Annotated in this window: 20 protein-coding genes and 1 pseudogene; 8 read left to right on the top strand and 13 right to left on the bottom strand. The window is 71.2% G+C overall.

All coding sequences use genetic code 11. The features are described from left to right. Window positions 1-153: 153 nt before the first annotated feature. The gene (locus ACFWZ2_RS02380; protein ID WP_384540589.1) at window positions 154-1134 is read right to left on the bottom strand and encodes a LacI family DNA-binding transcriptional regulator; all 981 of its coding nucleotides are present in this window, start codon (window positions 1132-1134) and stop codon (window positions 154-156) included. A 279-nt stretch (window positions 1135-1413) separates the two neighbouring features. Here ACFWZ2_RS02380 and ACFWZ2_RS02375 point away from each other — a divergent pair, with 279 nt between their 5' ends. The 3 genes from ACFWZ2_RS02375 to ACFWZ2_RS02365 all read left to right on the top strand — a co-directional run bounded on the left by ACFWZ2_RS02375 (window position 1414) and on the right by ACFWZ2_RS02365 (window position 4565). Continuing rightward, window positions 1414-2361 (top strand): nucleoside hydrolase, encoded by a 948-nt coding sequence (locus tag ACFWZ2_RS02375; protein ID WP_384540586.1) that lies wholly within the window; start codon window positions 1414-1416, stop codon window positions 2359-2361. Next, window positions 2358-3809, top strand: coding sequence for an MFS transporter (locus tag ACFWZ2_RS02370; RefSeq protein ID WP_384540583.1), 1452 nt, complete (start codon window positions 2358-2360; stop codon window positions 3807-3809). The genes ACFWZ2_RS02375 and ACFWZ2_RS02370 overlap by 4 nt, the downstream gene beginning before the upstream one ends. A 165-nt stretch (window positions 3810-3974) precedes the next feature. Further along, the gene (locus ACFWZ2_RS02365; RefSeq protein WP_384540580.1) at window positions 3975-4565 is read left to right on the top strand and encodes a lytic polysaccharide monooxygenase; all 591 of its coding nucleotides are present in this window, start codon (window positions 3975-3977) and stop codon (window positions 4563-4565) included. Window positions 4566-4601: 36 nt separating this feature from the next. On the opposite strand, the gene ACFWZ2_RS02360 is transcribed toward ACFWZ2_RS02365, so the two are convergent. After that, window positions 4602-5528: an SMP-30/gluconolactonase/LRE family protein gene (locus ACFWZ2_RS02360; protein WP_384540578.1), complete on the bottom strand. Its 927-nt coding sequence runs from the start codon at window positions 5526-5528 to the stop codon at window positions 4602-4604. Window positions 5529-5613: 85 nt separating this feature from the next. Between ACFWZ2_RS02360 and ACFWZ2_RS02355 the strand changes: the two genes are divergently transcribed. Then, window positions 5614-6066 (top strand): Lrp/AsnC family transcriptional regulator, encoded by a 453-nt coding sequence (locus ACFWZ2_RS02355; RefSeq protein ID WP_384541245.1) that lies wholly within the window; start codon window positions 5614-5616, stop codon window positions 6064-6066. Between the two features lie 17 nt (window positions 6067-6083). Here ACFWZ2_RS02355 and ACFWZ2_RS02350 read toward each other — a convergent pair whose 3' ends face one another. From ACFWZ2_RS02350 to ACFWZ2_RS02335, 4 genes are all read right to left on the bottom strand, one after another. Further along, window positions 6084-6959 carry a 4Fe-4S domain-containing protein gene (locus ACFWZ2_RS02350; protein ID WP_384540575.1) on the bottom strand — a complete coding sequence of 292 codons (876 nt, stop codon included), beginning with the start codon at window positions 6957-6959 and terminating at the stop codon, window positions 6084-6086. 170 nt (window positions 6960-7129) lie between these two features. Beyond that, the gene (locus ACFWZ2_RS02345; protein WP_384540572.1) at window positions 7130-9565 is read right to left on the bottom strand and encodes a GMC oxidoreductase; all 2436 of its coding nucleotides are present in this window, start codon (window positions 9563-9565) and stop codon (window positions 7130-7132) included. Window position 9566: 1 nt separating this feature from the next. After that, complete coding sequence (locus tag ACFWZ2_RS02340; RefSeq protein WP_384540569.1) at window positions 9567-10661, bottom strand: alpha/beta fold hydrolase; 1095 nt, start codon at window positions 10659-10661, stop codon at window positions 9567-9569. Between the two features lie 289 nt (window positions 10662-10950). Beyond that, on the bottom strand, window positions 10951-11859 hold the full coding sequence (locus tag ACFWZ2_RS02335) for a LysR family transcriptional regulator ArgP (RefSeq protein ID WP_384540566.1): 909 nt from the start codon (window positions 11857-11859) through the stop codon (window positions 10951-10953). 68 nt (window positions 11860-11927) lie between these two features. Between ACFWZ2_RS02335 and ACFWZ2_RS02330 the strand changes: the two genes are divergently transcribed. Next, a complete protein-coding gene (locus tag ACFWZ2_RS02330) occupies window positions 11928-12542 on the top strand; it encodes a LysE/ArgO family amino acid transporter (RefSeq protein WP_384540563.1) in 615 nt (204 codons plus the stop codon). Between the two features lie 10 nt (window positions 12543-12552). Here the strand turns inward: ACFWZ2_RS02330 and thrS are convergent. Together thrS and ACFWZ2_RS02320 are read right to left on the bottom strand one after the other, a co-directional pair. Further along, a pseudogene (thrS, locus tag ACFWZ2_RS02325) lies at window positions 12553-13791 on the bottom strand (threonine--tRNA ligase); the annotation flags it as partial. A 300-nt stretch (window positions 13792-14091) separates the two neighbouring features. Next, window positions 14092-14634: an AAA family ATPase gene (locus ACFWZ2_RS02320; protein ID WP_384540560.1), complete on the bottom strand. Its 543-nt coding sequence runs from the start codon at window positions 14632-14634 to the stop codon at window positions 14092-14094. 152 nt (window positions 14635-14786) lie between these two features. Here ACFWZ2_RS02320 and ACFWZ2_RS02315 point away from each other — a divergent pair, with 152 nt between their 5' ends. The 3 genes from ACFWZ2_RS02315 to ACFWZ2_RS02305 all read left to right on the top strand — a co-directional run bounded on the left by ACFWZ2_RS02315 (window position 14787) and on the right by ACFWZ2_RS02305 (window position 16981). Then, window positions 14787-16361: an alpha/beta hydrolase gene (locus ACFWZ2_RS02315; protein ID WP_384540557.1), complete on the top strand. Its 1575-nt coding sequence runs from the start codon at window positions 14787-14789 to the stop codon at window positions 16359-16361. Window positions 16362-16516: 155 nt separating this feature from the next. After that, the gene (locus ACFWZ2_RS02310) at window positions 16517-16690 is read left to right on the top strand and encodes a hypothetical protein (RefSeq protein WP_384540554.1); all 174 of its coding nucleotides are present in this window, start codon (window positions 16517-16519) and stop codon (window positions 16688-16690) included. 27 nt (window positions 16691-16717) lie between these two features. Beyond that, on the top strand, window positions 16718-16981 hold the full coding sequence (locus ACFWZ2_RS02305) for a hypothetical protein (RefSeq protein WP_384540551.1): 264 nt from the start codon (window positions 16718-16720) through the stop codon (window positions 16979-16981). On the opposite strand, the gene ACFWZ2_RS02300 is transcribed toward ACFWZ2_RS02305, so the two are convergent. From ACFWZ2_RS02300 to speB, 5 genes are all read right to left on the bottom strand, one after another. After that, window positions 16978-18213 (bottom strand): MFS transporter, encoded by a 1236-nt coding sequence (locus ACFWZ2_RS02300; protein ID WP_384540548.1) that lies wholly within the window; start codon window positions 18211-18213, stop codon window positions 16978-16980. The genes ACFWZ2_RS02305 and ACFWZ2_RS02300 overlap by 4 nt on opposite strands. Next, entirely contained in the window at window positions 18194-19165 is a 972-nt protein-coding gene (locus ACFWZ2_RS02295) for a MerR family transcriptional regulator (protein WP_384540545.1), read from the bottom strand. Before ACFWZ2_RS02295 ends, ACFWZ2_RS02300 begins: the two co-directional genes overlap by 20 nt. 108 nt (window positions 19166-19273) lie before the next feature. After that, the gene (gene bla / locus ACFWZ2_RS02290) at window positions 19274-20212 is read right to left on the bottom strand and encodes a class A beta-lactamase (protein ID WP_384540542.1); all 939 of its coding nucleotides are present in this window, start codon (window positions 20210-20212) and stop codon (window positions 19274-19276) included. A 248-nt stretch (window positions 20213-20460) separates the two neighbouring features. Beyond that, complete coding sequence (gene mrdA / locus ACFWZ2_RS02285; protein WP_384540540.1) at window positions 20461-22578, bottom strand: penicillin-binding protein 2; 2118 nt, start codon at window positions 22576-22578, stop codon at window positions 20461-20463. 169 nt (window positions 22579-22747) lie between these two features. Then, window positions 22748-23689, bottom strand: a complete 942-nt coding sequence (gene speB, locus ACFWZ2_RS02280) for an agmatinase (RefSeq protein ID WP_384540537.1) — start codon at window positions 23687-23689, stop codon at window positions 22748-22750. Window positions 23690-24100: the final 411 nt, after the last annotated feature.

Below are 24100 nucleotides of genomic sequence, written 5' to 3'. Positions count from 1 at the left end.
CCCTCTGACTGACGCGCCGCTCGTTCCCGGCGGGCCCGGTTTCCGGGGTCCGCGGGAACGAGCGGCGCGGTGTCGTGCCCCGCAGGGGCGCGGGGAACTGCGCGACCAGCCCCCATCGGCCCGAGGACGACGCACTCCACACCCCGCGGAGCGCTACGGCACGAGTGACGTCGACTCGCGCACGACCAGCTCGGGCGCGAGCCGTATCGCCCGCTGCGGCCCGTCCTCACCGCCGGACAGGCGACGGCCGAGCAACCGCGCCGCTTCGGCGGCCAGTTCGGCGACGGGCTGGCGGACCGTGGTGATCCCCGGGGCCGACAGCGCCGCCATCGGGATGTCGTCGAAGCCGGTGACGGCGATCTCGCCGGGGACATCGGCGCCGAGCTGCTGGAGGCGCTGCAGCGCGCCGATCGCGATGAGGTCGTTGGCGCAGACGAGCGCGTCGGGCCGGGCGTCCCACACCCGGTCGACGGCGGCCCGGCCCCACTCCACGGAGAAGTCGCCGAGGAACACCCGCTCCGGCGCGCCGGGATCCAGGGCCGCGGACCCGGCCGCGTAGGCGGCGCGCCGCTCGGCCGCCGCCGATGCCGTCCCCGCCGCGCCCAGGAAGCAGACGCGGCGGCGGCCCGTGGCGGCGAGATGGTCCAGTACGAGCGCCATGCCCGCGGTGTTGTCGACCGCGACGGAGTCGGCGATGCCGGGACCGCAGCCGCGGTCCATGAGCACCAGCGGGACCCGGGCCGCCGCCGATGCCACCGCGTCCCTGCTGCGCTCCTCGTGGGCCGGGATGACGAGCAGGGCGTCGACCTGCCGGCCCAGCAGATCGCCGATGTACTCCGCCTCGGCCGCCGGGTCGTCGTCGCAGTCGGCGAGGAGCACCGCCCGCCCCTCGGCGTGCAGCGCGTGCGTCAACTCCCGCACCAGGGCCGGGTAGAAGGGGTTCGTGATCTGCGGCAGGACGAGCCCGACCGTGCCGGTGGAGCGGCCGCGCAGCGCGCGGGCCGCGTGATTGGGCCGGTAGCCGAGGGACTCGGCGGCCTCGCGCACCCGGCGCGCGGTCTCGGCGCCGACCGGGCGGGTGCCCGCGAGGACCCGGGAGACCGTGGCGACGGAGCAGCCGGAGGCCCGGGCCACGTCTCGCAGTGTCACGTCGGCCACGCCCGGCCCGCCCTTCGCAGAGTTTCGGCAAACGTTATCAGCGGGGGTTGGCGGCGACCAGGCCTCATTTTCGAGGTAACTTCTCCGCTTTGGGGTACTTCTGTCCCAGGCTGAACTGTGTCCGATCCGGGCGAGTTTGCCGGGGTGTGTCGTCGGCCATTGACATAATTCGCACCTGTGCACAGAGTCTTGGGAGAACGTTTTCCCGAGTTGCCGCCCCGGAGCGGCAACTCAGCCGAACAAAGAGGTTCCGCGATGCCCCGAAAGATCATCCTGGACTGCGACCCCGGACATGACGACGCGATCGCCATGCTCCTGGCGCACGGAAACCCGGATGTGGAGCTGGTCGCCGTCACCACCGTGGTGGGCAACCAGACCCTGGAGAAGGTCACCCGCAACGCACTCTCGGTGGCCCGCATCGCGAACATCACCGGCGTCCCCTTCGCCGCCGGCTGCCCCCGCCCCCTCGTACGCGAGGTCGAGACCGCCCCGGACATCCACGGCGAGAGCGGCATCGACGGCCCGGTCATGCCCGAGCCGACCCTGACCCTGGACGAGCGGCACGCCGTCGACCTCATCATCGACACGGTCATGGCGCACGAGCCCGGCGAGATCACCATCGTCCCCACCGCGGGCCTGACCAACATCGCCCTCGCCGCCCGCAAGGAGCCCCGCATCGTCGAGCGGGTCCGCGAGGTCGTCCTCATGGGCGGCGGCTACCACACGGGCAACTGGAGCCCGGTCGCCGAGTTCAACATCAAGATCGACCCCGAGGCCGCGCACATCGTCTTCAACGAGAGCTGGCCCGTCACCATGGTCGGCCTCGACCTCACCCACCAGGCCCTCGCCACCCCCGAGGTCACCGAGCGCATCGCGAAGGTCGGCACCAAGCCCGCCGTCTTCGTGGGCGAACTCCTCGACTTCTTCGGCGCCATGTACCTGGAGGCCCAGGGCTTCGACGCGCCGCCGGTCCACGACCCGTGCGCCGTCGCGTACGTCATCGACCCCAGCGTCATGACGGTCCGCAAGGCCCCCGTCGACATCGAGCTCACCGGCACCCTCACGCTCGGCATGACCGTCACCGACTTCCGCGCGCCCGCCCCCGACGACTGCCACACCCAGGTCGCCGTCGGCCTCGACCACCAGCGCTTCTGGGACCTGATCGTGGACGCCCTCGAGCGGATCGGCGACGTACGCGCATGAACGCATCCTTCACCGAACCGGCCGCCGCACCCGGTGGCGCCCGGAGCTCGCGCCCGGTGCGCGTCGGCGTCCTGGTCACCGCGCTCCTCGCGGCCTGCTTCGCCTTCCAGCTCAACGCGAGCATGCTCAGCCCCGCCCTGAAGAACATCGAGGACTCCCTCGGGGCGACCTCGGCCGAGGTCGGCCTCACCCAGACCGCGTTCTTCACCTCGGCCGCGCTCTTCTCGCTGTTCCTGCCGCGCCTCGGCGACCTGATCGGGCGGCGCAAGGTGCTCGCCGGAATGCTGGCGCTGATGGTCGTCGGCTGTGTGGTCGCCGCGCTCGCCGAGAGCGTCCCGATGCTTTTTGCGGGCCGCGTCATCCAGGGCGTGTCGGGCCCCACCGTGCCGCTCTGCCTGATCATGCTGCGCAACGAGGTCCACGAGCCGAAGAAGTACGGCACGCTCCTCGGCGTCATCACCGCCGTCAACGGCGGCATCGCGGGCGTCGACTCCCTCGCGGGCGGCTACCTCGCCGACCACCACGGCTTCCAGTCGGTGTTCTGGGCGATGGCGGGCGTCGCCGCGCTCGCCACGGTCCTGGTTGCCACTCTCACCCCCGAATCCAAGGCGACGGACACCGCCGACAGCCGCATGGACTGGCCCGGCGTCACCCTCCTGGTCATCTCCGTCGGCGCGGCCCTCATCGCCCTGAACGAGGCGGGCAAGCTCGGCGACGCCAACTGGCCGCTCGTCGCGGGCCTGTTCGTGGTCGCGGCCATCGCCTTCGCCCTGTTCTGGCGCACCGAGGACCGCAGCAGCCACCCCCTGGTCGCCACCCACCATCTGCGCCAGCGCTCCACCTGGGCGCTGCTGCTCACCACCGTGCTCACCATGACCGGCGTCTTCGCCGTGATGAACGGCATGATCCCCGCCTTCGCCCAGGACGCGCAGGCGGGCTTCGGCATGAGCGCCGAGCAGTCGGCCTGGTGGACCCTGACGCCGTACGCCCTCGCGGGCCTCGCCATGGGCCCCCTCGCCGGACGCCTCGCCGCCACCCACGGCTACGGCCGCATCCTGCGCATCGGCCTGATCGGCTCGGCCGTGACGGTCACCCTGATGCTGTTCACCCTGCACGCCGACTCGCGGCTGCTGCTCCTCGCCGCGTCGATCCTGATCGGCATCACCTACGCGGGCGTCGGCAACATCGTCCTGAACGGCCTCGGCATCGTGCTGTCCCCGAAGGAGAACCCGGGCTTCCTGCCGGGCCTCAACGCGGGCGCCTTCAACCTCGGCGCGGGACTCAGCTTCGCCGTCCTGTACGCCGTGCAGACCGCCGCGGCACCGGCCGACAAGACGTCCACCGCCGGATACACGGCAGGCATGATCGCCGGAGTCGTCCTCATCGCTGCGGCCTTCGCGACGTCCTTCCTCATCCCCAAGCCGGTGGAGGCGGAAGCCACGCAGTGAGCGGTGCGGGTGGCACCCGCGGATGGAGCCCCGCCGCCCGTCGGCCGGGGCTCCATCTGTCGGGTCTCCATTGGTATGGACATGACCAACGCCTCGGGCTAGTCTCGGACTTGGTCTAGACCGCGTCCGACTCCCACCCGCAACCTCGGACCACGGGAGCACATCATGCGCAAGAAGCTCACCTCGTTACTCCTGGGCCTCGGCATCGCAGGATCGGCCATGCTGGCCACCAGCGGCAGCGCCCAGGCCCACGGCTACACCGACTCGCCCGTCAGCCGCCAGCAGTTGTGCGGCAACGGCACCGTCAAGAACTGCGGGCAGATCCAGTGGGAGCCGCCGAGCGTGGAGGGGCCCAAGGGATTCCCCGCGCGCGGACCCGGCGACGGCCACATCTGCTCGGGCGGCATCGGGCGCTTCTCCGAACTGGACGACCCGCGAGGCGGGAACTGGCCGGCCACCAAGCTGACCGCGGGCCAGAACCACACCTTCGTCTGGCGCATCACCGCCCGGCACGCCACCACCGACTTCCGCTACTACATCACCAAGGACGGCTGGGAGCCCACCAAGCCGCTGACCAGGGCGGACCTGGACCTTCAGCCGTTCCTCTCGGTGCCCTACGGCGGCCGCCTGCCCGGCTCCACGGTCACCCATGACGGTGTCCTGCCCCAGAAGACCGGCCGGCACATCATCCTCGGCGTATGGACCATCGCGGACACCGGCAACGCCTTCTACGCCTGCTCCGACGTCCGCTTCTGACGCGCCGCGTCCCCGGGGCACGCCAGGGGTCAGGGCTCAGCGGAGCACGCGCGGCAGCCCGGTGACGGACATGACCAGTGAGTACAGCGAGCTGGTCGCGGTGATGAAGAGCCGGTTGTTCTTCGGGCCGCCGAACGCGATGTTCGACACCGGCTCCGGCACCCGCAGCCGCCCGATGAGGGTGCCGTCGGGGTCGTAGCAGTGCACCCCTCCCTCGATGGCGGCCGCCCACAGGCGGCCGCCGTCGTCGAAGCGGAGGTTGTCGAACCGGCTCAGCTCGTCCTTCGCCTCGGCGAACACCCTGCCCTCGGAGAGCGTGCCGTCCTCGCGTACGTCGAAGACGCGGATGCACCCGGCCCGGGTGTCGGAGACGTACAACTGCCGCTCGTCGGGCGAGAAGACGAGCCCGTTCGGCGCCCCGAAGCAGTCCGCGACCAGACGCACCTCGCCGGTCGCCGGGGCGATCCGGTAGACGTGGCAGCCGCCGATCTCGGGCTCGGCGCGGATGCCCTCGTAGTCGCTGGTGATCCCGAAGTCCGGGTCCGAGAACCACACCGAGCCGTCGGAGCGCACGACCGCGTCGTTCGGGCTGTTGAGCCGCTTGCCGTCGTACCGGTCCGCGAGCACGGTGATCCGGCCGTCGGGCTCGGTGCGGGTGACCCGGCGATTGCCCTGCTCGCAGCTGATGAGGCGACCCTCGCGGTCCAGGGTGTTGCCGTTGATGTGCCCGGCGGGGGAGCGGAAGACGGAGACCGCGCCCGTCGTCTCGTCCCAGCGCAGCAGGCGGTCGTTGGGGATGTCGCTCCAGACGAGCTGACGCCAGGCGGGGAGGTACAGCGGTCCTTCGGCCCACCGGCAGCCGCCGTACAGCTTCTCCAGACGGTCGTCCCCGTTCGCGCACCGTCCGGTGCGGAACCGCTCGTCCAGGATCTCGTACATCGAGGTGCTGTCATTGCCGGACATGGTTACCCCTTAGCGCACTGCTTCTGAATTCTGTTCGGTGAATCGAGACTATGCCAGAACAGGATATGGTTTCGCCATGGTGACTCTGGATGAGATGGACCGTCGGCTGATCGCTCTCCTGCAGGAAGACGCGACGATCGCGTACGCCGCACTGGGCAAGGAGATCGGGCTCTCGGCGGGCGCCGCCCACGAACGCGTGCGCAAGCTGCGCGAGCGCGGTGTCATCCGGCGCACGACCGTCGAGGTGGACCCCGCGGCCCTCGACCGCGGGGTGCTGGCCTTCGTGATGGTCGAATCGACCGCGTGGATGGGGGAGTCGGCGGCCGCGTTCGCGGCGATCCCCGAGATCCAGGAGGCGCATGTCATCGCGGGCAGCGCCTCGGTCCTGGTGAAGGTCCGCACGGCGACGACCGAGCAACTTCAGGACGTGCTGCGCAGGTTGTACGCGATCGAGGGGGTGAGCGGGACCCAGGCGACGGTCTCGCTGGAGACGTTCTTCGAGCGGCCGGTGGCTCCGCTGCCTCCCGCGGATGTCTGACCCCCCGCCTCAGCTCCTCACCAGCGGACCGCGGTGAAGTCGATGGGGCGCGGCCGCAGGGTGCGGGTGCGCGCCGTCAACTCCCGCATCCGGGCGGCCATGTCGGCGGCCGGGAGCCGTTTGCGGTCGCCGTGGCCCGGCAGCAGCCACTCGAAGTGGAGCCGCTCGGCGGTGCGGGCCAGGGACGCCGCAAGCTCCTCGACCGAGTACCAGGTGACGCTCTCGGCGACCTCGATGTCCTGCGTCGTGCGCGACCAGTAGAAGCTGTCGCCGCTGAAGCAGTACCGCTCGTCGGCGACGTACAGGACGCTGCCCTCCGTGTGGCCCGGCAGCGGGTGTGCGAGCACGCCGTCGGCGATCTCGACGCTGCCGGTGCCGCGCAGCACGCAGTCGGCGTCGGGCGCGGAGGCGAGGTCGCCCTCGTGGACCCAGAGCCTGGCCTGGAGCCGGTCGGCGTACCTGCGGCCGTGCGCCGCGTGGTCCCGATGGGTCAGGAGCACGTCGGTGACGGGCCCGATCGTCTCGAACCGCCTGGCCAGCGGCTCGCTCCAGCGCGGTGTGTCCACCATCATCAGGCTCCCCGAAGGGCGCCGCAGCAGATAGGAGTTGGCGCCCGCGGTGCGCGGCGAGTTGTGTCCGCAGAATAAGACGGTGTCGTCGACGGGGAGCGGGTAGAGGTCCTGCTCCGGGTCGAGCCGGCCGGACGACGGCCGGATGGAGCGGGTGTGGCAGGCGAACGCGGCCGCGTGCATCAGGCGTTCCTCCGCCGCGTCGCGCGGCTGGCGCAGGATCTCGGAGCGGCCGTTCGCCTCGACGATCAGGTCCGGCGCGATCTGCCGGGCGACGTCGCAGTTCGTGCAGCGGTCGTCCACGTACCAACCGGAGTCGTTCACGGTGTGACCCACTTCCTGCGGGGTGGAGAAGTTCTTGTCGCACCAGGGGTATCGCGGTGGCGGGCGGAAGGGGAAGGGGGGATCGGTCTTGTCTCTGCTGGTGGGGGTGTATCTCATGAACCTCGGTCTCACGGGCCCCGGTGAGGGGGACCCGGCAGCGTGAACGGTCGTCAGTTCCGGTGGAACGGCCGGTAGATCCGGCGCAGTTCGGCCAGGAAGAAGGCGTGGAAACGGGCGAGCGCCGCCGCGGCGTGCGGACCCGTCGTACGGAACGTCGTGAGCTGACGGAGGAAGTCGGGCACGGAGATGCGCAGCGTCCCCGCGGCGACGACATCCGCAGACCCGTCCTCGCCCTCGGCCGGGTGCCCGTTCAGGAGGACGTACGGCAGCGTGGTGGTCGCCGGCCACAGCCTGGTGAGCCCCGCGGGAGCGAGGTCCTTGACGCCGATCATGGTGCGGGCGGTGCCCGCGCCGTCGGTGAGGAACAGCCGGTAGCGCAGCTCGCGGTGGTCCGGTGTCCGGCCGGTCGCGAAGACCTGGAACTCGCCCCCGGTCACCGGACGCCGCCCGCCGAGGCCTCGCGCCTCGATCCAGCCGTCGGCGCGGGCGGGATGCTCGGGCCGGGCCAGGAAATCGTCCATGTCGTCGATGGTGAGGGTGAGCCGGGCGCGGAGCGGTTCGCGGGCCGGGGAGCGCCGGGCGGCCCCCGGATCACTCACCCCCATCGCACAGCTGCCCCGCATGGTCTCGGTGAACTGCACCGAGGTGTGCGGTATGTAGGTGACCGGGGCTTTCACGGGCATGCCGGACGGGGCTGGCGCGCCGGACGGGATCGGCACGCCGCCGGACGGGATCGGCGCCCCGGAATCCCGCTTCTCCAGGAGCCGGGTGCACGCCCGGTCGGCCAGTGCGGCCACGGTCAGGGCGGGGTTGGTGCCGACCGGGCCCGGCAGCGCGGCGGCGTCCATGACGTACAGGCCCGGATGTCCGTGCACCTCGCCGAACTCGTCGCAGACACCCTCCACCTGGTTCTTGCCCATCGGCGCACCGCCGCAGGGATGGACGGTGATGATCCGCTTGAGCAGCCAGTGCGGGCTGTCCGCGTACCGCCCGTCGAGCGCCTCGGACACGGCACGCAGGGCGGCGCGCAGCCGTGCGTAGTGCTGGGCGCTGCCCGCGGTGGACCACTCGGCCTCCAGGGCGCCGCGCCGCAGCACCAGCACCCCGTCCGGCGTGTCCCTGCCCATGCCGAGCAGCGGCAGCGAGGTGTCCGAAAGGACGCCGTCGTCGAGGAGCCCGGCGAGCGAGGCCGATGTGACGCCCGGGTCGCCCGCGGCATGCCCGGCGAGCTGCCGCAGCAGGAAACGTCCCGCCCGCCCCGCGTCCTGGGGCAGCGCGGCCGCTTCGACCAGCCAGCCGACGAAGCCCGGATAGCCGCCGTCCTGGATGTAGGCGCCCCGTCCCGGCGGCACACGTCCGGAGCGGTCCTGCCCGTCGAGGTCGTCGGGCAGCCGGATGGTGCTGGTGATGACGGGGCCGCGGCTGGGGTCCACGCTGGACGGGCGGGCGCCGTGGGCGTCCTTGGTGCGGACCGCGAACGAGAGTATGTCGCCGTTGCCGGAGAAGCGGGTTCCCAATGCCCCGCCGATTCCCGGGAGTTGTCGGCGGCTGCGCAGCAGGAGGTGCGAGGTGCCGTAGGTACCGGCGGCGAGGACCAGGCGGTCGCAGCCGAGGGTGCGCACGGGGAGGCGGTCGGTGGGCAGGCCTTCCCGCGCGGGCTCGGGCAGGCCGTCCCTTGCGGGCTCGTGCTGTACGTAGTCGACCTCGTACCCGCCGTGGGGCGCGGGGCGGATCGCGCGGACCTCGTGCCGCGTGCGCAGGTCGGCGCCGTGCCGTCGGGCGGTGGAGAGGTAGGTGAAGTCGAGGCTGTTCTTGGCGCCCTCGTTGCAGCCGATGTTGCACTCGCCGCACAGTCGGCACGTCCGGCGGGTGGCCCCGTGCAGATTCCCGCCGTCCGGTTCGACGACCGGCAGGCCGATGCCGGGCGGGGCGCCGGGCTCGGGCGCGAAGCTGACGGCGAGCGGCGGCAGGAAGTGCTCGAGGCCGAGCCGGTCGGCCGCGGCGCGCATCGCCAGGGTCTTGGGCGCGTCGTCGTAACCGGGGTGGTCCAGGGGGTAGGGCGTGGGGGTCAGCACCCGCTCGACCGCGTCGTAGTGGGGGTCGAGGTCCGCGCGGGTCACGGGCCAGGATTCGTAGCCCCCGCCGGGCAGTTGCTGGCGGTCGACGAACCAGTGCTCGTCCTTGCGCAGCAGCACATTGGCGTAGACGAGCGAACCGCCGCCGAGGCCGCTGGCGACGACCGAGTCGAAGCGGCGGAAGTTCCGCACGTCGAACAAGCCGTACGAACCGGCGTCGGGGGCCCACAGGGCGCGGGCCGCCTGGGCGGGCGTACGGGCGAAGCTGCCCGGCGGATAGTCCCGGCCCCGCTCCATCACCACCACACCGAGACCCGCCTGCGCCAGTCGGGCGGCGGCGACCGAGCCGCCGAACCCCGAGCCGACGATCAGGACGTCCACGTGCTCGGTCGCTGTCCCGTCGCGGGCCATGTCACACCGCCCGCCGCTTGAAGAAGTCCAGGATCAGCGGGAAGACGTCCAGGTGCGCCTTCTTGCCGATGATCGGGTCGAGATAGCCATAGCCGGGCAGCACCGCCAACTCGTGCCGGTCGGGGGCGTCTTGGGAGAGCTTGCGGTGGCAGACGACGTTCGAGTCGCCGAAGACGTGGTTGTTCTGGCCCGTCATGAAGAGGATCGGGGTGCTGATGTCCGCGGCGTGCGCGAGGTAGTCGTCGGGCAGCGCCGCATGACGGCGGTCCTCGGGGGCGTACTTGACCGCATGCCCCGCCCGCACCATCTTGCGGATGTGCCGGTAGTAGTGCAGGCCGGTGGGGCCCAGCAGATCGGCGATCCGGTCGTGCGTCTCCGGCTCCAGGTTGTCGTGGCTGTACAGGGCGGGCCAGCCGGCGCCCCACATCAGACTCACGAGGTGGCAGGCGGAGTTGTCGCACTCCGGGTGCCCGAGCGACACCAGCTTCGACAGCGCCCAGGAACGCGTGAACCGGGCGGATTCCCCCATCCTGGGGTCGATGGCCGACACCCCCAGCACGTGCTCCAGCAGGGTCGGGGCGAGTTCGATCTTCCACCGGGACCAGCCGGGCACCTTGACGACCAGGCCCACGCTCTGCGCGACCAGGCTGGAGATCCCCGTGACCGTGCCCGCGGCCAGACTCATGGAGAACGACGCGGAGCCCAGGCAGTGGGCGACGACATGGATGCGCCGCTGCCCGACGTGCCGACGCAGCTCGGCCAGCATGGCGGGATGGTCGTAGTGCACGACGTCGTCGATGGAGGAGTCACCCGGCTCGGTGTTGTACGGATACCTGTTGCTCATCCGGAGGTCGACCGTCCACACATCGGGGAAACCGTGGTCGAGGAGGTAGGTCGCCATGTTGTAGTGCTCGGGCATGATGAACAGGTCGCTCGACGCGGTCAGGCCGTGCATCAGGAGCACGACGTCGTCGCCGTCGCCCCGCCGGAAGCGGGTCAGGTCCAGGGCCAGCCCGTCCGCGGTGGTGAACGGATGCGTCGAGATCTCCGCGTCGGGCACCCCTTCGAGCGTGTGCCGCGCAATGCCGTGCCGCATGGATGAGCCCCCGTTTCCGCGTCGTGCTCCGCAGAGTGGAAAGCGTAGGCGCTTCGGCCAAGTGGCCACATCGGTCCGGCGGTTGAGCTGTTTCTAGACCTCTGGGTGGAGAGAAGCGGTGGCTCCAACCAGTGAGGTACGGACGGTAACTCGCTGGTATGAGGGACCGCTCGGCACCGCTTCTTGAGCGTCTCTTCGGCGGCGATGATCCCGTCCGCGACGACCGACGTTTCACGGGCCCTTCCGCGACGACCGACGTTTCACGGCCCCCTCCGCGATGACCGACGCCTCAGTGGCGCAGCTGTTCCCCCGCCGCCTCCGCCACCGCGTCCGCCAGGGTGGCGAGTGCGGGGGAGTCGAGCTTCCACTGCTGCCAGAACAGCGGGACGTCCACGGTGCGTTCGGGGTCCAGAAGCACCAGCGAGCCGGAACGCAGCAGCGGTTCGGCCTGCTGCTGCGGCACCACGCCCCAGCCGAGCCCCGCCTCGATCGCGTCGACGAAGCCCCGCGACGAGGGGACGTAGTGCCGCAGCGGACTGGCCCCGCGCCCGCCCGTCACCGCGCGGGCGAAGTGGTCCTGAAGGGAGTCACGGCGGTCGAAGCAGACCACCGGCGCGTCCGCGAGGACCTTCCGCAGCGGCACCCGGGGCCAGTCGCCGAGCCGCCGTGCGGCGAACTCCGCCGAGGCCGCGGGCAGATACCGCATCCGGCCGAGCCGCCGCACCGTGCAGCCCGCCACCGCGTCCGGCGACGACGTCACCGCCGCCATCACCGCGCCCTCGCGCAGCAGCGCGGTCGTGTGGTCCTCGTCCTCGCGGCGCAGCTCGAAGCAGATCCGCAGCTCGTCGGGGATCCGGGCGAGCGCGGACAGGAACCAGGTGGCAAGCGAATCCGCGTTCACCGCGACCGGCAGGAGAGCGGGCTCCCCCGTACCGCTGATGCCCAGATCGGCCCGCGCGTCCCGCTCCAGGCGCGCCATCTGCCGGGCGAACCGCACCACGACCTGCCCCGACTCGGTGGGCCGCACCGGCTTGGTCCGCATCAGCAGGACGCGGCCCGTTCGGCGCTCCAGCGCCTTGACGCGCTGGCTCACCGCGGACGGCGTGACGTGCAGGGCCGCCGCGGCCGCGTCGAAGGTGCCTTCGTCGACCACGGCGAGCAGGGTCCGCACCTGTTCGAGCGGCAGTTCCGTCATCACGATTGCTTAAGCTACATGAGAATCTTTAGCTGTACTTATGGAGTCGGTGATCCTTAACGTCGGTGCCCATGGGAACAGCACTGACCGCCGCAGCAGCCGGATTCGGCACCGGACTCTCGCTCATCGTCGCCATCGGCTCGCAGAACGCCCTCGTCCTGCGCCAGGGCATCCGACGCGAGGCCGTGCTCCCCGTGGTGGCCATCTGCGCGGCGTCCGACGCCGTACTCATCGCGGCGGGCGTCGCCGGGGTCGGCACCGTCGTGACGGCCTGGCCCCCGGCGCTGACCCTCGTCGGACTGATAGGCGGCGGATTCCTGCTGTCGTACGCCGTACTGGCCGGTCGCCGGGCCCTGCGCCCCTCGACGATGACCGCGACCGGCGCGACGGCGGGCTCACGGCGCGGCGCGCTCCTCGCATGCCTCGCCATGACCTGGCTCAACCCGCACGTCTACCTCGACACCGTCCTGCTGCTCGGCTCCGTCGCCGCCGGTCACGACACGCTGCGCTGGGCCTTCGGGGCCGGCGCGATGCTCGGCAGCCTCTGCTGGTTCACCGCGCTCGGCTACGGCGCCCGGCTGCTCAGCGGCTTCTTCGCCCGCCCCGCTTCGTGGCGGGCGCTGGACATCGTGATCGCCGTGACGATGGCGGTCATGGGGGCCACCCTCGTCATCAAGGCCGTCTGAGCCCCCGCCCCTACCGTGCCGGGGCGTCCCCGTCCCACAGCCCGGTCCCGTGCGCCGAGACGAGCGCGTCGATCCGGGCGACGACCTCGGCGGCGGGCAGGGCGTCGATGCGGCGCCCGTCGCGCAGCCGCAGGGCGACGCGGTCGTCGACGGCCTCCTTGGCGCCGATCACCGCCTGATACGGCACAAGACGGGCCGACCGGATCCGGGCCCCGAGACTCCCGTGCTCGGGGCCAGCGAGCTCGGCGCGCAGCCCGTGCTCGACGCACCGCCGCACGAACTCCTGTGCGCCGGGCAGTTCGGCGTCGGAGATCGGCAGGACCACCACCTGGGTCGGGGCGAGCCAGGCGGGGAACGCGCCGCCGTGCTCCTCGATGAGGTGGGCGACCGCCCGCTCCACGCTCCCGATGATGCTGCGGTGCACCATCACAGGGCGGTGCTTCGCGCCGTCGGCGCCGATGTAGCGCAGGCCGAACCGCTCGGGCTGGTGGAAGTCGACCTGCACGGTGGAGAGGGTGGACTCCCGCCCCGCCGCGTCGGCGACCTGGACGTCGATCTTGGGGCCGTAGAACGCGGCCTCCCCCTCGACCGCCTCGTAGGGCAGCCCCGACCGGTCGAGCACGTCGGTGAGCAGGGCGGTGGACCGCCGCCAGTACTCGGGCGCCGCGACGTACTTGCCGCCCGGCGCGGGCAGCGAGAGCCGGAAGCGGGCCGCGCGGATGCCGAGCGCCTCGTACGCGCGGCGGATCATCTCCAGGGCGGCGTGCGCCTCGTCGGCGACCTGGTCCAGGGTGCAGAAGATGTGCGCGTCGTTCAGCTGGATGGCCCGGACACGGTTCAACCCGCCGATCACGCCCGAGAGTTCGGCGCGGTACATGCCGCCGAGCTCGGCCATGCGCAGCGGCAGCTCACGGTAACTGCGGGCGCGGGAACGGAAGATCAGCGCATGGTGCGGACACAGGCTCGGCCGCAGGACGACCTCCTCGCCGCCCATGTCCATCGGCGGGAACATGTCGTCGCTGTAGTGCGACCAGTGCCCGGAGATCTCGTACAGCTCCCGCTTGCCGAGCACCGGCGAATACACGTGCCGGTAGCCCGCGCGCCGCTCGGCGGCACGGATGTACTCCTCAAGGGCGTGGCGTACGGCGGCGCCGTCCGGCAGCCAGTACGGCAGGCCCGCGCCGATCAGCGGATCGGTGCCGAACAGGTCGAGCTCGCGGCCGAGTCTGCGGTGGTCGTGCATGGCGGTCTCCTCGTGGACATCGGACGAGTGACCACGGCGAAGCCCCGGGGCACTCGCCCCGGGGCTTCGGACTCGAACATCGGTCAGCGCGCCGGGACACTCTCCGGCGTCGTCGTCATCGCAGCGCGCTTCTCCATGCCGGTGAACGTAGCAGCCGCGGGATCGGCGGGCGAGTGATTATCGCGGGCTCGGCGCCGGACCGGGCCGCTCGGCCACGGCGGCGGAACCGGGGAAGCGGGACGCCGACGTACGGCACCTCTCAGAAGGCGGCGGGGAGGCGCGCGAGGAGCGGTCCGGGGTCCGGCATCAGTCCGTGACCGGGTGCCCCGCGGGCGCGACCGTGGCGGCGATGCGCCGTGCCACGTGGTCGGCCGTGACGTCCGTCGTGTCGATGACCTCGGCCTCCTCGCGGAGCCAGGGCAGGGCCTCCTCGTACGGGGTGAGGTGGTCGTGACGCCACTGCCGTGCGGGGATGGTGTCGGGCTTCGTGTCGGTGTCGATGCGGTGCGCGAGGGTGGCGCGGTCGGTGTGCAGGACGAAGTGGTGCACCGGGATGCCCGCGGCCGTGAGCCCTTCGTGGATCTCTTGCCAGTACGGGCGCACCAGCACCGTCTGCGGGACGACGAGGCTGCCGCCGAAATGGTCGAGCAGCTGGGACGCGGTCGCCACGACCAGGCCCCGCCACGGCTTCGCGTGCTGGAAGTCGCCGTCCACGAGATCACGCACGTGCCGCAGCATGAACCCGACGTGTTCGGTGTCGAAGATCCGCGACTCCGGCAGGAGCGCGGTCAGTTCGTGTGCGGTGGTCGTCTTGCCCGCGCCGAAGGTTCCGTTGAGCCAGATGATCATGGCGGCCGAGCATACATCGGCGGGGTGCGCGGGCGCCGTGGAGGAGCGCCGTGCGAGCGCCTGCCCCTAGGTGCTGGATCAGGGTAAACCCCCATCCGCTGTTGCCAGTTGGGAGGATGTGACGGCCGAAGCGATCGACGAGGCTCTACCGCATGACGAAGCCCACGACCACGAGTACGAGTACGACGGCGACCAAGCCCGAGGTCAAGACCAAGCCCAAGACCAAGCCCAAGACCAAGCGCAACGCCGCGCTGCTCGCCGCCTCCGCCGCCGCGCTCGGCCTCACCGCGACCCTCACCTCCCCTCTCACCGCGACGGCCGCACCGTCGGGCGCCGCCGGGGGAGCGGCCCTCAAGTGGGCGCCCTGCGAGGGGAGAGGCATCGACGCACGACAGGAGTGCGCCACCGTCGAGGTCCCCATGGACTACGCCGACCCCGGCGGCAAGAAGATCGGCATCGCGATCTCGCGGATCCCCGCCGAGAAGCCCTCCGCGCGCAGGGGAGTCCTCGTCCTGGTCCCCGGCGGCCCCGGTGGAGCGGGCCTCGACAACCCGTCGGGCAAGGGCCAGGCGCTGCCCCAGGATGTCCGCGACAGCCACGACCTGATCGGCATCGACCCGCGCGGCATGGGCCGCTCCGCCCCCGTCGACTGCGGCTTCGACATCGCCGACCTCGGCACGTCGAAGCAGCGGCCGTGGCCCGCCCCCGACGGATCGATCACCGGGAACATGGCGGACGCCCGCCGCATGGCCGACGCCTGCGGCCGCAACGGCGGCGAGCTGATGCGCCACATCTCCTCCGTGAACAACGCCCGCGACCTCGACCGCGTCCGGGCGGCCCTCGGCGAGCGGAAGCTCTCCGCCTGGGCGAGCTCGTACGGGACGTATGTCACCGCCGTCTACAGCCAGCTCTACCCGCACCGCACCGACCGCGTCGTCCTGGACAGCATCGACAACCCCGACCCGAAGCGGGTCGGCCGTGGCTGGATCGCCGCGCACGAGCAGGGCGTCGCGGACACGTTCCCCGAGTTCGCCAAGTACGCGTCGGATCCCGGCACTTCGGGCCGCCTCGCCGAGACGCCGGAGCAGGTGCACGCCCTCGTCCTGAGCCTCGCCGCACGCCTCGACCGCGAGCCGATCCCGTGGCCCGGGGCGAATCCGGCCGAGCTGAACGGCGACGTCCTGCGCCAGAACGTACTCACCGCGATGTACGAGCCCGACGACTTCCCCCAACTGGTGCGGCTGATCGGCGCCGCCAAGGACGGCAAGGTGCCGCCCGCGCCGCCCGCCCCGCCGGAGGAGCTGGTGCAGAACTCCGTGGCCGTCGGCTCCGCGACGCTCTGCAACGACGTCGCATGGCCCAGGACGGCTGCCGCGTACGAGAAGGGGGTGGCCGAGAGCCGCGCCAAGAACCCGCTCATGGCGGGTATGCCGCGCAACGCGATGCTCTGCGCGGCCTGGCCGTACGCGCCCAGGGAGACCCCCGTGCGCATCACCGACGAAGGCCCCTCCAACATCCTGCTCGTCCAGAACGAGCGCGACCCCGCCACCCCGCTGGCCGGTGCCCTCAAGATGCGTGCGGCGCTGGGCGGCAGGGCCGTCATGGTGACCGTCAACTCCACGGGCCACGACGCCTACCTCGTCAACGGAAACGAGTGCGGCGACCGCACCGTCTCCCGCTATCTGGCGACCGGGGAACGTCCCGACCAGGACACATATTGCGCCTAGTATCCGGCCGTGTGACGTCATTCACAGACGTCACACGGCCGTGGCCCCATGATCGGGGGCGGGTACGGCGGACGCCGGGGATTCGCGTAAGGTCGCGGATCGGCCGACTGCGGCCGACCCGAAACACCCCGTCCCCGAACAAGGAGCCGCTGGTCATGCCGGCCAATGACGCCACCCAGGCGCCGATCTACCACACCCTCGTCCAGGAACACGGCGACGTGCTCGCCACGGCCCGCCGCGCGGCCGAGGAGACCAAGCAGACCGCCGAGGACGTACTCGACTTCAGCACCCCGACCCGGACGGGCACCCCCGACCCGGCTTCGCGCTGACGGCTCTCCATCCGCCAGGATGGCGGGATGGACTACGAGTTCTGGAAAGAGATTCATGAACGCGGCGGCATCCCGGCGGTGCAGAGCGCCCTCGCGGACCTCCCCGACGACATGAACGCCGACGAGGCGGGCGCCGCCGCCGAGGTGGCCCTCAAGGTCATCGAGGACGACATCGCCCGCATCAACGCCCGCGCGGACCGCGCCGAGACAAGGGCCCGCGAACTGGCCGAACAGACCCGCGAGGTCAACCAGCAGCTCACGGAGCATGCCGAGGGGCGTGTGACGGGTTAGGGGCGGGGCGACGCGGCCCCGACCCGGATGCGGCGGCCGAGGAGCGCGGCGGCGACGACCACGGCCGGCACGAGCAGAAACGCGGTCCTGCTGCCCTCGGCGGCCGCGACGTACGCGAACACCGCGGCCCCCACCGCACCTCCGGCCATGTCGAGACTGCTGAGCCACGACATGGTCTCGGTCACGCGTCCCCGCGGCGCGAGATCGCCCCCGATGGTCCGCAGAGCGGCGAAGGCGGAGCCGATCACGAGTCCGGCGAGCGGGCAGACCAGCAGCACGACCGTCGGGGAGCACCGGGCGGCCACGGCCAGCGCACCGGCGCCCGCCGCGAACACCCCGAGCAGAACGGGGAGCCTGGACCCGCCGGGCGGCAGCGCGGGCAGCGCACCCAGGGCGAGGCCGCCCAGGACGCTGCCGATCGACAGGGCGCCCAGATACAGCCCCGTGTACGCGGCCGCGTCGTACTCCTGCGCGTAGCGCGGCAGAATCACGTCGATGCCGGTCACCGCGGCGACGAACAAGGCGTCCGCGGCCAGCAGGCGCCGCAGGGGCGCCGAGGCCGGAGGGCCGAGCCGGTGCCGGGTCCTCGCCGGGCACGACGGTACGGACGGCGCGCCGAGGAGGCCGACGAGCAGCGCGACGGCACCGGCGGTCAGCAGCGCGACGGCGACGAACGGCGCCACCGGTGACACCGACATGCTGAGCCAACTGGCCAGCAGTGGACCGGAGATGAGCGCGGCCCCCGTCATGGCGGAGTCGAGCGCCATCGCCGTGGCCAGGGTCCGGGTGCCCGTGGCCCGGTGCCAGACCGTGCGCATCATGACGGCGACGGGCGGCGCGGTGGCCCCCAGGGCGGCGGAGAGCGCGAGGACGACGGCGAAGGGCCCGTGCCCCCGCACGGCCGTCACGAGGGCGGCGACGGCCGTGAGGTACCCGGTCAGACAGCCGAGCAGGACGAGGCGCGGGGAGCGCCGGTCGATGAGCCGCCCGCGCAGGGGCGCGGTCAGTCCCTGCCCGATGGCCGATCCGCTCACGGCGAGGCCCGCGGCGCCGTACGAGTGGTCGCGACCGACCAGGAGCAGCAGACCCAGCCCCGTCATGCCCGCGGGCAGCTTCGATGCCATGCCCACCACGGCCAGCCGTCCGAACCCCGGCACGTCCACCAGATCCCGGTATCCGCCGAGCCGTCGGCGCGGTGGCGCCCCGGTCGGTTCAGCGGGCGCCGTGGGCATCGCGCGCCGACTCCTGCCGGGGCAGCCGGGCGCGCAGGGCCAGGACGGACCAGTGGAGTGCGGGCGCCAGACTCTCCGGGGCGGGCCAGCCGTTGATCACCGCGAGCAGGCGCAGGTAGCGGTCCCTGCGGGGGTCGTCCATGCTCTGCAGGCGATCCGCCAGGAGTTCGCGGAGCCCGGTGTCGTCGGGGCGGTCGAGGACGAGGGCGTAGTGGCCGGTGAGCGCCGCGACGATCGGGTCGGCCTGCGGGGAGGCCGGGGCGATGCCGGCGGCCAGCGCGGGGGAGATCTGGGCGCGGACGGCCTCGGCGAGGACCCGGGGCAGGGCGGTCATGCCCTCGGGGGTCCGGTCGGTGGCCAGGTTCGAGGCCATCTCCCGGATCGTGGCGCAAAAGTCCCGGTCCTGGAAGAGCTCGGCCAACTCCACCCATGCCGCGACCTGTTCCGCGTCGGGTTCGTCGGGGAGCTGGGGAGTCATCGAGCGCACGACCGCCGCGAACGCGGGGTGGGTGCGCAGTCCGTCGAAGACCGTGTCGAGGAAGTCGTCTATCAGACGTCGGCGTTCTTCCTCGGAGAGTTTGGCGAGTCTGTGCATGAGGTCCAACTCCTCGGGGGTGGAGCCGCGTCGGGCCACCGCTGTGAGCACCGCGCGCCGCAGCCGCAGCACGCGGATCTGCACGTCGAGCGCCTCGGCGTGCGCCGCGGCGACCTCGGGCAGCGGGACCTCACGGTCGACGACCCTGCGGATCGTGGGGAGGTCGAGCCCCAGTTCGCGCAGGGTCCTCACGAGGTCGAGGCGGGCGACGGCGGCGGTGCCGTACAGCCGGTAGCCGGCGGGGCTTCGGTCGGTCGGCGGCACGATTCCCGCGTCGGAGTAGAACCGTACGGTCTTGACCGTGAGACCGGTCCGCCGTGCCAGATCGCCGATCGAGAAGAGTGTGTCGCCGTTCATGTCCCCCACCGTCGCGTCTCCCCCTACTGGAGACTCAAGTCCCTGAAGTTGCAGCAGGGACGTCCGGGGGAAGTACAGCACCCGTGCCGAGGAAGGGGACAGCAATCCTCAGGTGAGAGCGGTCACGACTGCCCTCGTGGCCTCGGCGATCAAGGTGTCGCTCGGGCGGGCCCCGTAGCCGGAGCGGTCGGACATGATGGCCAGGACGAGGGGGGACGTGCCGGGGGGCCAGATGACGCCGATGTCGTTGGCTCTGCCGTAGACGCCGGTTCCTGTTTTGTCCGCGACGGTCCAGGCCTTGGGGACTCCGGCGCGGATGCGTTGGGCGCCGGTGGTGCTGCGTTGGAGCCAGTCCTTGAGGAGGGCGCGTTTGTCGGCGGGGAGTGCGTCGCCCAGGATGAGTTTGCGGTAGTCGGCGGCGATGGCGCGGGGGGTGGTGGTGTCGCGTGGGTCGCCGGGGCGGGCCCTGTTGAGTTCGGGCTCGTACTGGTCCATGCGGCTTGCCGTGTCGCCGAGTTCGCGCAGGTAGGCGGTCAGCCCGGCCGGGCCGCCGAGGTCGCGCATCAGGAGGTTGCCGGCCGTGCCGTCGCTGTAGCGCACGGCGGCGTCGCACAGCTGCCGGATGGTCATGCCGGTCGCGATGTTGTCCTCGGTCACCGGTGAGATCGAGTTGACCTGGGCCTTGGTGTAGGTGACGTGCGTGTCCAGGTGGCTGAGCGGGTTGTGGTCGAGGACCGCCGCCGCGGCGAGTGCCTTGAAGGTGGAGCAGAACGCGAAGCGTTCGTCCGCGCGGTGGGCGAGGGTGGCGCCGGTGCCGGTGGCCAGGGCGTACACGCCGAGCCGGGCGTCGTGCTTGCGCTCTAGGGCCTTGAGCCGCGAGGGGTCCAACGGGGTGGGGCTCGGGCCGGACTTGGGGCTCGCGGAGCGGCTGTCCGGTGCGGGGAGCGTCCCGGAGGCCGATCCGGCGGCGCCGCACCCGGCCAGGGGCACGGCAGCGGCCGCTAACAGGAAGAGACGGCGGGAGGGTCCCGACTGCTCGAAGGACATGCGGTGGTACCTGCTTTCACTTGCCTGGGCCCGGCCGTCGACGCCGCCACGTCTGGGGTGGGCCGGGTGTGCCCCGATCCTCTCTGATGAAGATCGGGGCACGCATGCAGGCAGGGCCGGGGTTCACCCGCGCGATGGACCTCATGGATCCGGTGCGGGTGCCCGTTGCCGGGGAAAGCAGGGTTTCGACGCTCGATTGCCGTACGTGACTGCGGTGTTCCACTGCCGTGCTCAACTGCCGTGCTCAACTACCGCTTCTGCGGCTTGTACTTCTCGGTCTTCGGCGCCTCGAACTGTGCGTCGGGGCCGATCTTGGGCAGGTTCTTCTGCGGTTCGGGGAGGAGCGCCTTCTTGTTGTCGACGGTGCCGTCCGGGGAGACGCCGTAGAGCGCGTTGTAGATCTTGCGCACGGCGGGGGCCGAGGCTCCGGAGCCCGTACCGCCCTGGGAGATCGTCATCACGACCGAGTACTCCTTGGTGTACGTCGCGAACCACGAGGTGGTCTGCTTGCCGTACACCTCGGCGGTACTCGTCTTGGCGTGCATCGGGATCTTGTCGTGCGGCCAGCCGCCGAAGCGCCAGTCGGCCGTGCCGCGGGTGGCGACGCCGGCGAGTGCCTCGTCTATCTGGTCGCGGGTCCTGCCCGACATCGGCAGCTTGCCGTGGGACTTGGGCTTGATCTTCTCGACCTTCTTGCCGTCGGCGCTGATGATCGCCTTGCCGACGGTGGGGTCGTAGAGGGTGCCGCCGTTGGCGATGGCGGAGTAGATCGTGGCCATCTGGATCGGCGTGACGAGGGTGTCGCCCTGGCCGATCGAGTAGTTGACCGAGTCACCGGCGCGCAGCTGCATTCCCTCGTGGCAGTTCTCGTAGGCGATGCGCTCGGTGTAGGTGCCGTTCCGCTTGCCCTGCTTGCACCAGGTGTCCTTGTTGGCCTTCCAGTAGTCCTTCTTCCACTGGCGGTCCGGGACGCGTCCGGTGACCTCGTTGGGCAGGTCGACGCCCGTCTTCTTGCCGAGGCCGAACTGGTGGGCGGTCTTGTAGAACCAGTCCTTGGGGTTCTTCTTCGGCTTGTTGCCGCCGTCCTTGGCCCACTGGTCGTGGCTGAGCTTGTAGAAGACGGTGTCGCAGGAGACTTCCAGCGCCTTGCCGAGGGAGATCGCGCCGTAGGGCTTGGACTCGAAGTTGGTGAAGGTCTGGTTGCCGATGGAGTACGAACTGGGGCACGGATAGCGGCCGTTGAAGTCGTAGCCCGCGTTGACCGCGGCGGTCGTCGGGATGACCTTGAAGATCGAGCCGGGCGCCGCCTGGCCCTGGATCGCGCGGTTCAGGAGCGGGTAGTTCGACTTCTTGCCGGTGAGCCGGTCGTACTCCTTGGCGTCGATGCCGCCGACCCAGGCGTTCGGGTCGTACGTCGGGTTGGAGGCCATGGAGACGATGCGGCCGGTCTTGTTCTCCATGACGACGACGGCACCGGAGTCGGCCTTGTAGTACGCGTTGGTGTTCTTGTCCCACACCTTGCGGGCGTCCTTCATCGCCTTGTTCAGCTCGTACTCGGCGACGCGCTGGACGCGGGCGTCGATGCTGGTGACCAGGTGCGAGCCGGGCTCGGCCTTGTCGGACTCGGCCTTGCCGAGCACCCGGCCGAGCTTGTCCACCTCGTAACTGGTGACGCCCGCCTTGCCGCGCAGCTGCTTGTCGTACTCGCGCTCCAGACCGCTGCGCCCGATGTGGTCGGCCCTGAGATAGGGCGAGTCGGTGTCCTGGGCCCGCCGGACCTCGTCGTCGGTCACCGGGGAGAGGTAGCCGAGCACCTGCCCGGTGTTGGCCCCGCCGGGACTCGGGTAGCGGCGGACGGCGGTGGGCTCCGCGGTGATGCCGGGGAAGTCCTCGGAGCGCTCGTGGATCTGCAGGGCCTGCTTGGTGCTGGCCTCGTCGGTGATGGGGATCGGCTGGTAGGGCGAGCCGTTCCAGCAGGGCTGCGGCGTCTTGGAGTCGCACAGGCGGACCTTGTCGGCGACCTCGTCGCGGTCCATGCCGAGCACGTCGGCGAGCTTGCCGAGGACCGCCTTGCCCTCGTCCGGCATCTTCATCAGGTCCGTACGGGACGCCGAGACGACCAGCTTGGTCTCGTTGTCGGCGATCGGCGCACCGCGCGCGTCGAGGATGGAGCCGCGCACGGCGGGCTCGACCACGCGCTGCACACGGTTGCCCGACGCCTTCTCGGCGTACTCCTCGCCGTTGCGGACCTGGAGGTACCAGAGGCGTCCGCCGAGGGTGAGCAGGAACGAGACGACGAGTATCTGGATGACGACGAGGCGGATCTGGACCCTGCGGGTACGGCCCGTCTCCGGAATGTTGGTCACGCGTCAGTTCTCTTCGGCCGGGGTCAGGAACGGGTGCGGAAACATGGCAGAACGGGGCGGAAGGTCGGATCGGATGTCGAGCCTAGGCGACGCCCCGGCCCCTGCGTAGATCGGTATCGGTCACCCTCGAAGGGCAGATACCGGACCGTCGCGCCCCGGTCAACTCCCCTCAGCCCGGGGCGAGATGGGCCCGCGTGTACTGGTGGAGCAGCTCCGCCCCGATCTCCGTGGCGAGGAGCGAGGTGATCCCGCCGTGGTCGTAGAGCGGCGACACCTCCATCACGTCGAAGCCGACCGGTTTGAGGTCGCCCACGCAGCGCAGCAGGGCGAGGACCTCGCGCGAACTGAGGCCGCCCGGCGCCGGCATGCCGGTACCGGGCGCGAAGGCGGGGTCGACCACGCCGATGTCGACGGACACGTACAGCGGTCTGCGGTCGACCCGCGCGCGGATGACGTCGGCGGTGCCGCGCACCCCCAGCTCCTCGAACTCGGCGGCGGTCACCACGCGGACGCCGTGGCCGCGGGCGTAGTCGAGCGAGTCCGGCCTCGGGGTGTGGCCGCGGATGCCGATCTGGACGGTCGCCGCGGGGTCGAGGAGCTTCTCCTCGATGCCGTGCCGGAAGGGGGTGCCGTGGTGGTAGCGGCCGCCGTGCGCGACCGGGTCGGTGTCGGAGCGCGCGTCCAGGTGCACCACGGCGACCGGACCGTGCTGCTCGGCCACCGCACGCAGGGCCGCCACGGTCAGTGAGTGGTCGCCGCCGAGCATCAGGAAGGCGGCGTTGACCGTGAGGAGCGACGACAGGTGCTGCTGTGCCGTCTCGATCGCGATGCCCATGTCGTACGGGGCCAGATCCATGTCGCCCGCGTCCACGCAGTTGATCAGGTCGAAGGTGCCGGGGCCGCGGTCGACGCCGACGCCGTGGATGAGGCCCGATTCGTTGCGGATGGCCCGTGGGCCGAACCGGGCACCGGGGCGGTGGCTCGCCCCGCCGTCGTAGGGGGCGCCGATGACCACGACGTCGTAGCCCCGTGGATCCTGTTCGTGCGGCAGGCGCATGAACGTGGGGATCTGGGCGTAACGGGGTGAAGCGTGTGAGTCGCTGCTCTCCACGATTCGGCTTCCTCCTGGGGATCGACGGCGTCCGGGGGTCATGGGGGGTAGTAGGGGTGGAAGGGCAACCCTGTCCCGGCGCGCTCTTGCCGTCCTCTCCCGCACGTATCGGAGAGAGGGGGGAGAGGGGACGAAGAGGGGAACAGACACCGAGGCGGACGGCGGGAAGGGCCATTAAACGTCGAGATCGACCGGGTCGACGGGATTCAGTCATTTCGGTTGCCAACGGGGCCCGCACAGACGGGAGTTCCTTCAGTGGTCTACGCCAATCGTCGCGCGTCGACCGACCGATTCGCGTCGACCTTGCCCCTTTTCTTCTCCGGTACGGGGTTCCTGTGACGGCACCTCACCTGTGAGTTCGGGCAACCGTGGCGGTTGTTCGCCATGCAAATGTCCTTCTCCCCGGCTGTC

It is taken from the genome of Streptomyces sp. NPDC059002 (assembly GCF_042740435.1).
Classification (GTDB): Bacteria; Actinomycetota; Actinomycetes; order Streptomycetales; family Streptomycetaceae; genus Streptomyces.
Note: the sequence above shows the minus strand (reverse complement) of the source record. Positions and strands in the feature narration are given on the sequence as shown.

Bases quoted from the DNA above. Each gene is read 5' to 3' on its own strand.
- ACFWZ2_RS02375 (WP_384540586.1), top strand. From the start codon at position 1,414: ATGCCCCGAAAGATCATCCTGGACTGCGACCCCGGACATGACGACGCG.
- ACFWZ2_RS02370 (WP_384540583.1), top strand. From the start codon at position 2,358: ATGAACGCATCCTTCACCGAACCGGCCGCCGCACCCGGTGGCGCCCGG.
- ACFWZ2_RS02365 (WP_384540580.1), top strand. From the start codon at position 3,975: ATGCGCAAGAAGCTCACCTCGTTACTCCTGGGCCTCGGCATCGCAGGA.
- ACFWZ2_RS02360 (WP_384540578.1), bottom strand. From the start codon at position 5,528: ATGTCCGGCAATGACAGCACCTCGATGTACGAGATCCTGGACGAGCGG.
- ACFWZ2_RS02345 (WP_384540572.1), bottom strand. From the start codon at position 9,565: ATGGCCCGCGACGGGACAGCGACCGAGCACGTGGACGTCCTGATCGTC.
- ACFWZ2_RS02340 (WP_384540569.1), bottom strand. From the start codon at position 10,661: ATGCGGCACGGCATTGCGCGGCACACGCTCGAAGGGGTGCCCGACGCG.
- ACFWZ2_RS02330 (WP_384540563.1), top strand. From the start codon at position 11,928: ATGGGAACAGCACTGACCGCCGCAGCAGCCGGATTCGGCACCGGACTC.
- ACFWZ2_RS02320 (WP_384540560.1), bottom strand. From the start codon at position 14,634: ATGATCATCTGGCTCAACGGAACCTTCGGCGCGGGCAAGACGACCACC.
- ACFWZ2_RS02315 (WP_384540557.1), top strand. From the start codon at position 14,787: ATGACGAAGCCCACGACCACGAGTACGAGTACGACGGCGACCAAGCCC.
- ACFWZ2_RS02310 (WP_384540554.1), top strand. From the start codon at position 16,517: ATGCCGGCCAATGACGCCACCCAGGCGCCGATCTACCACACCCTCGTC.
- ACFWZ2_RS02305 (WP_384540551.1), top strand. From the start codon at position 16,718: ATGGACTACGAGTTCTGGAAAGAGATTCATGAACGCGGCGGCATCCCG.
- ACFWZ2_RS02300 (WP_384540548.1), bottom strand. From the start codon at position 18,213: ATGCCCACGGCGCCCGCTGAACCGACCGGGGCGCCACCGCGCCGACGG.
- ACFWZ2_RS02295 (WP_384540545.1), bottom strand. From the start codon at position 19,165: ATGAACGGCGACACACTCTTCTCGATCGGCGATCTGGCACGGCGGACC.
- bla (WP_384540542.1), bottom strand. From the start codon at position 20,212: ATGTCCTTCGAGCAGTCGGGACCCTCCCGCCGTCTCTTCCTGTTAGCG.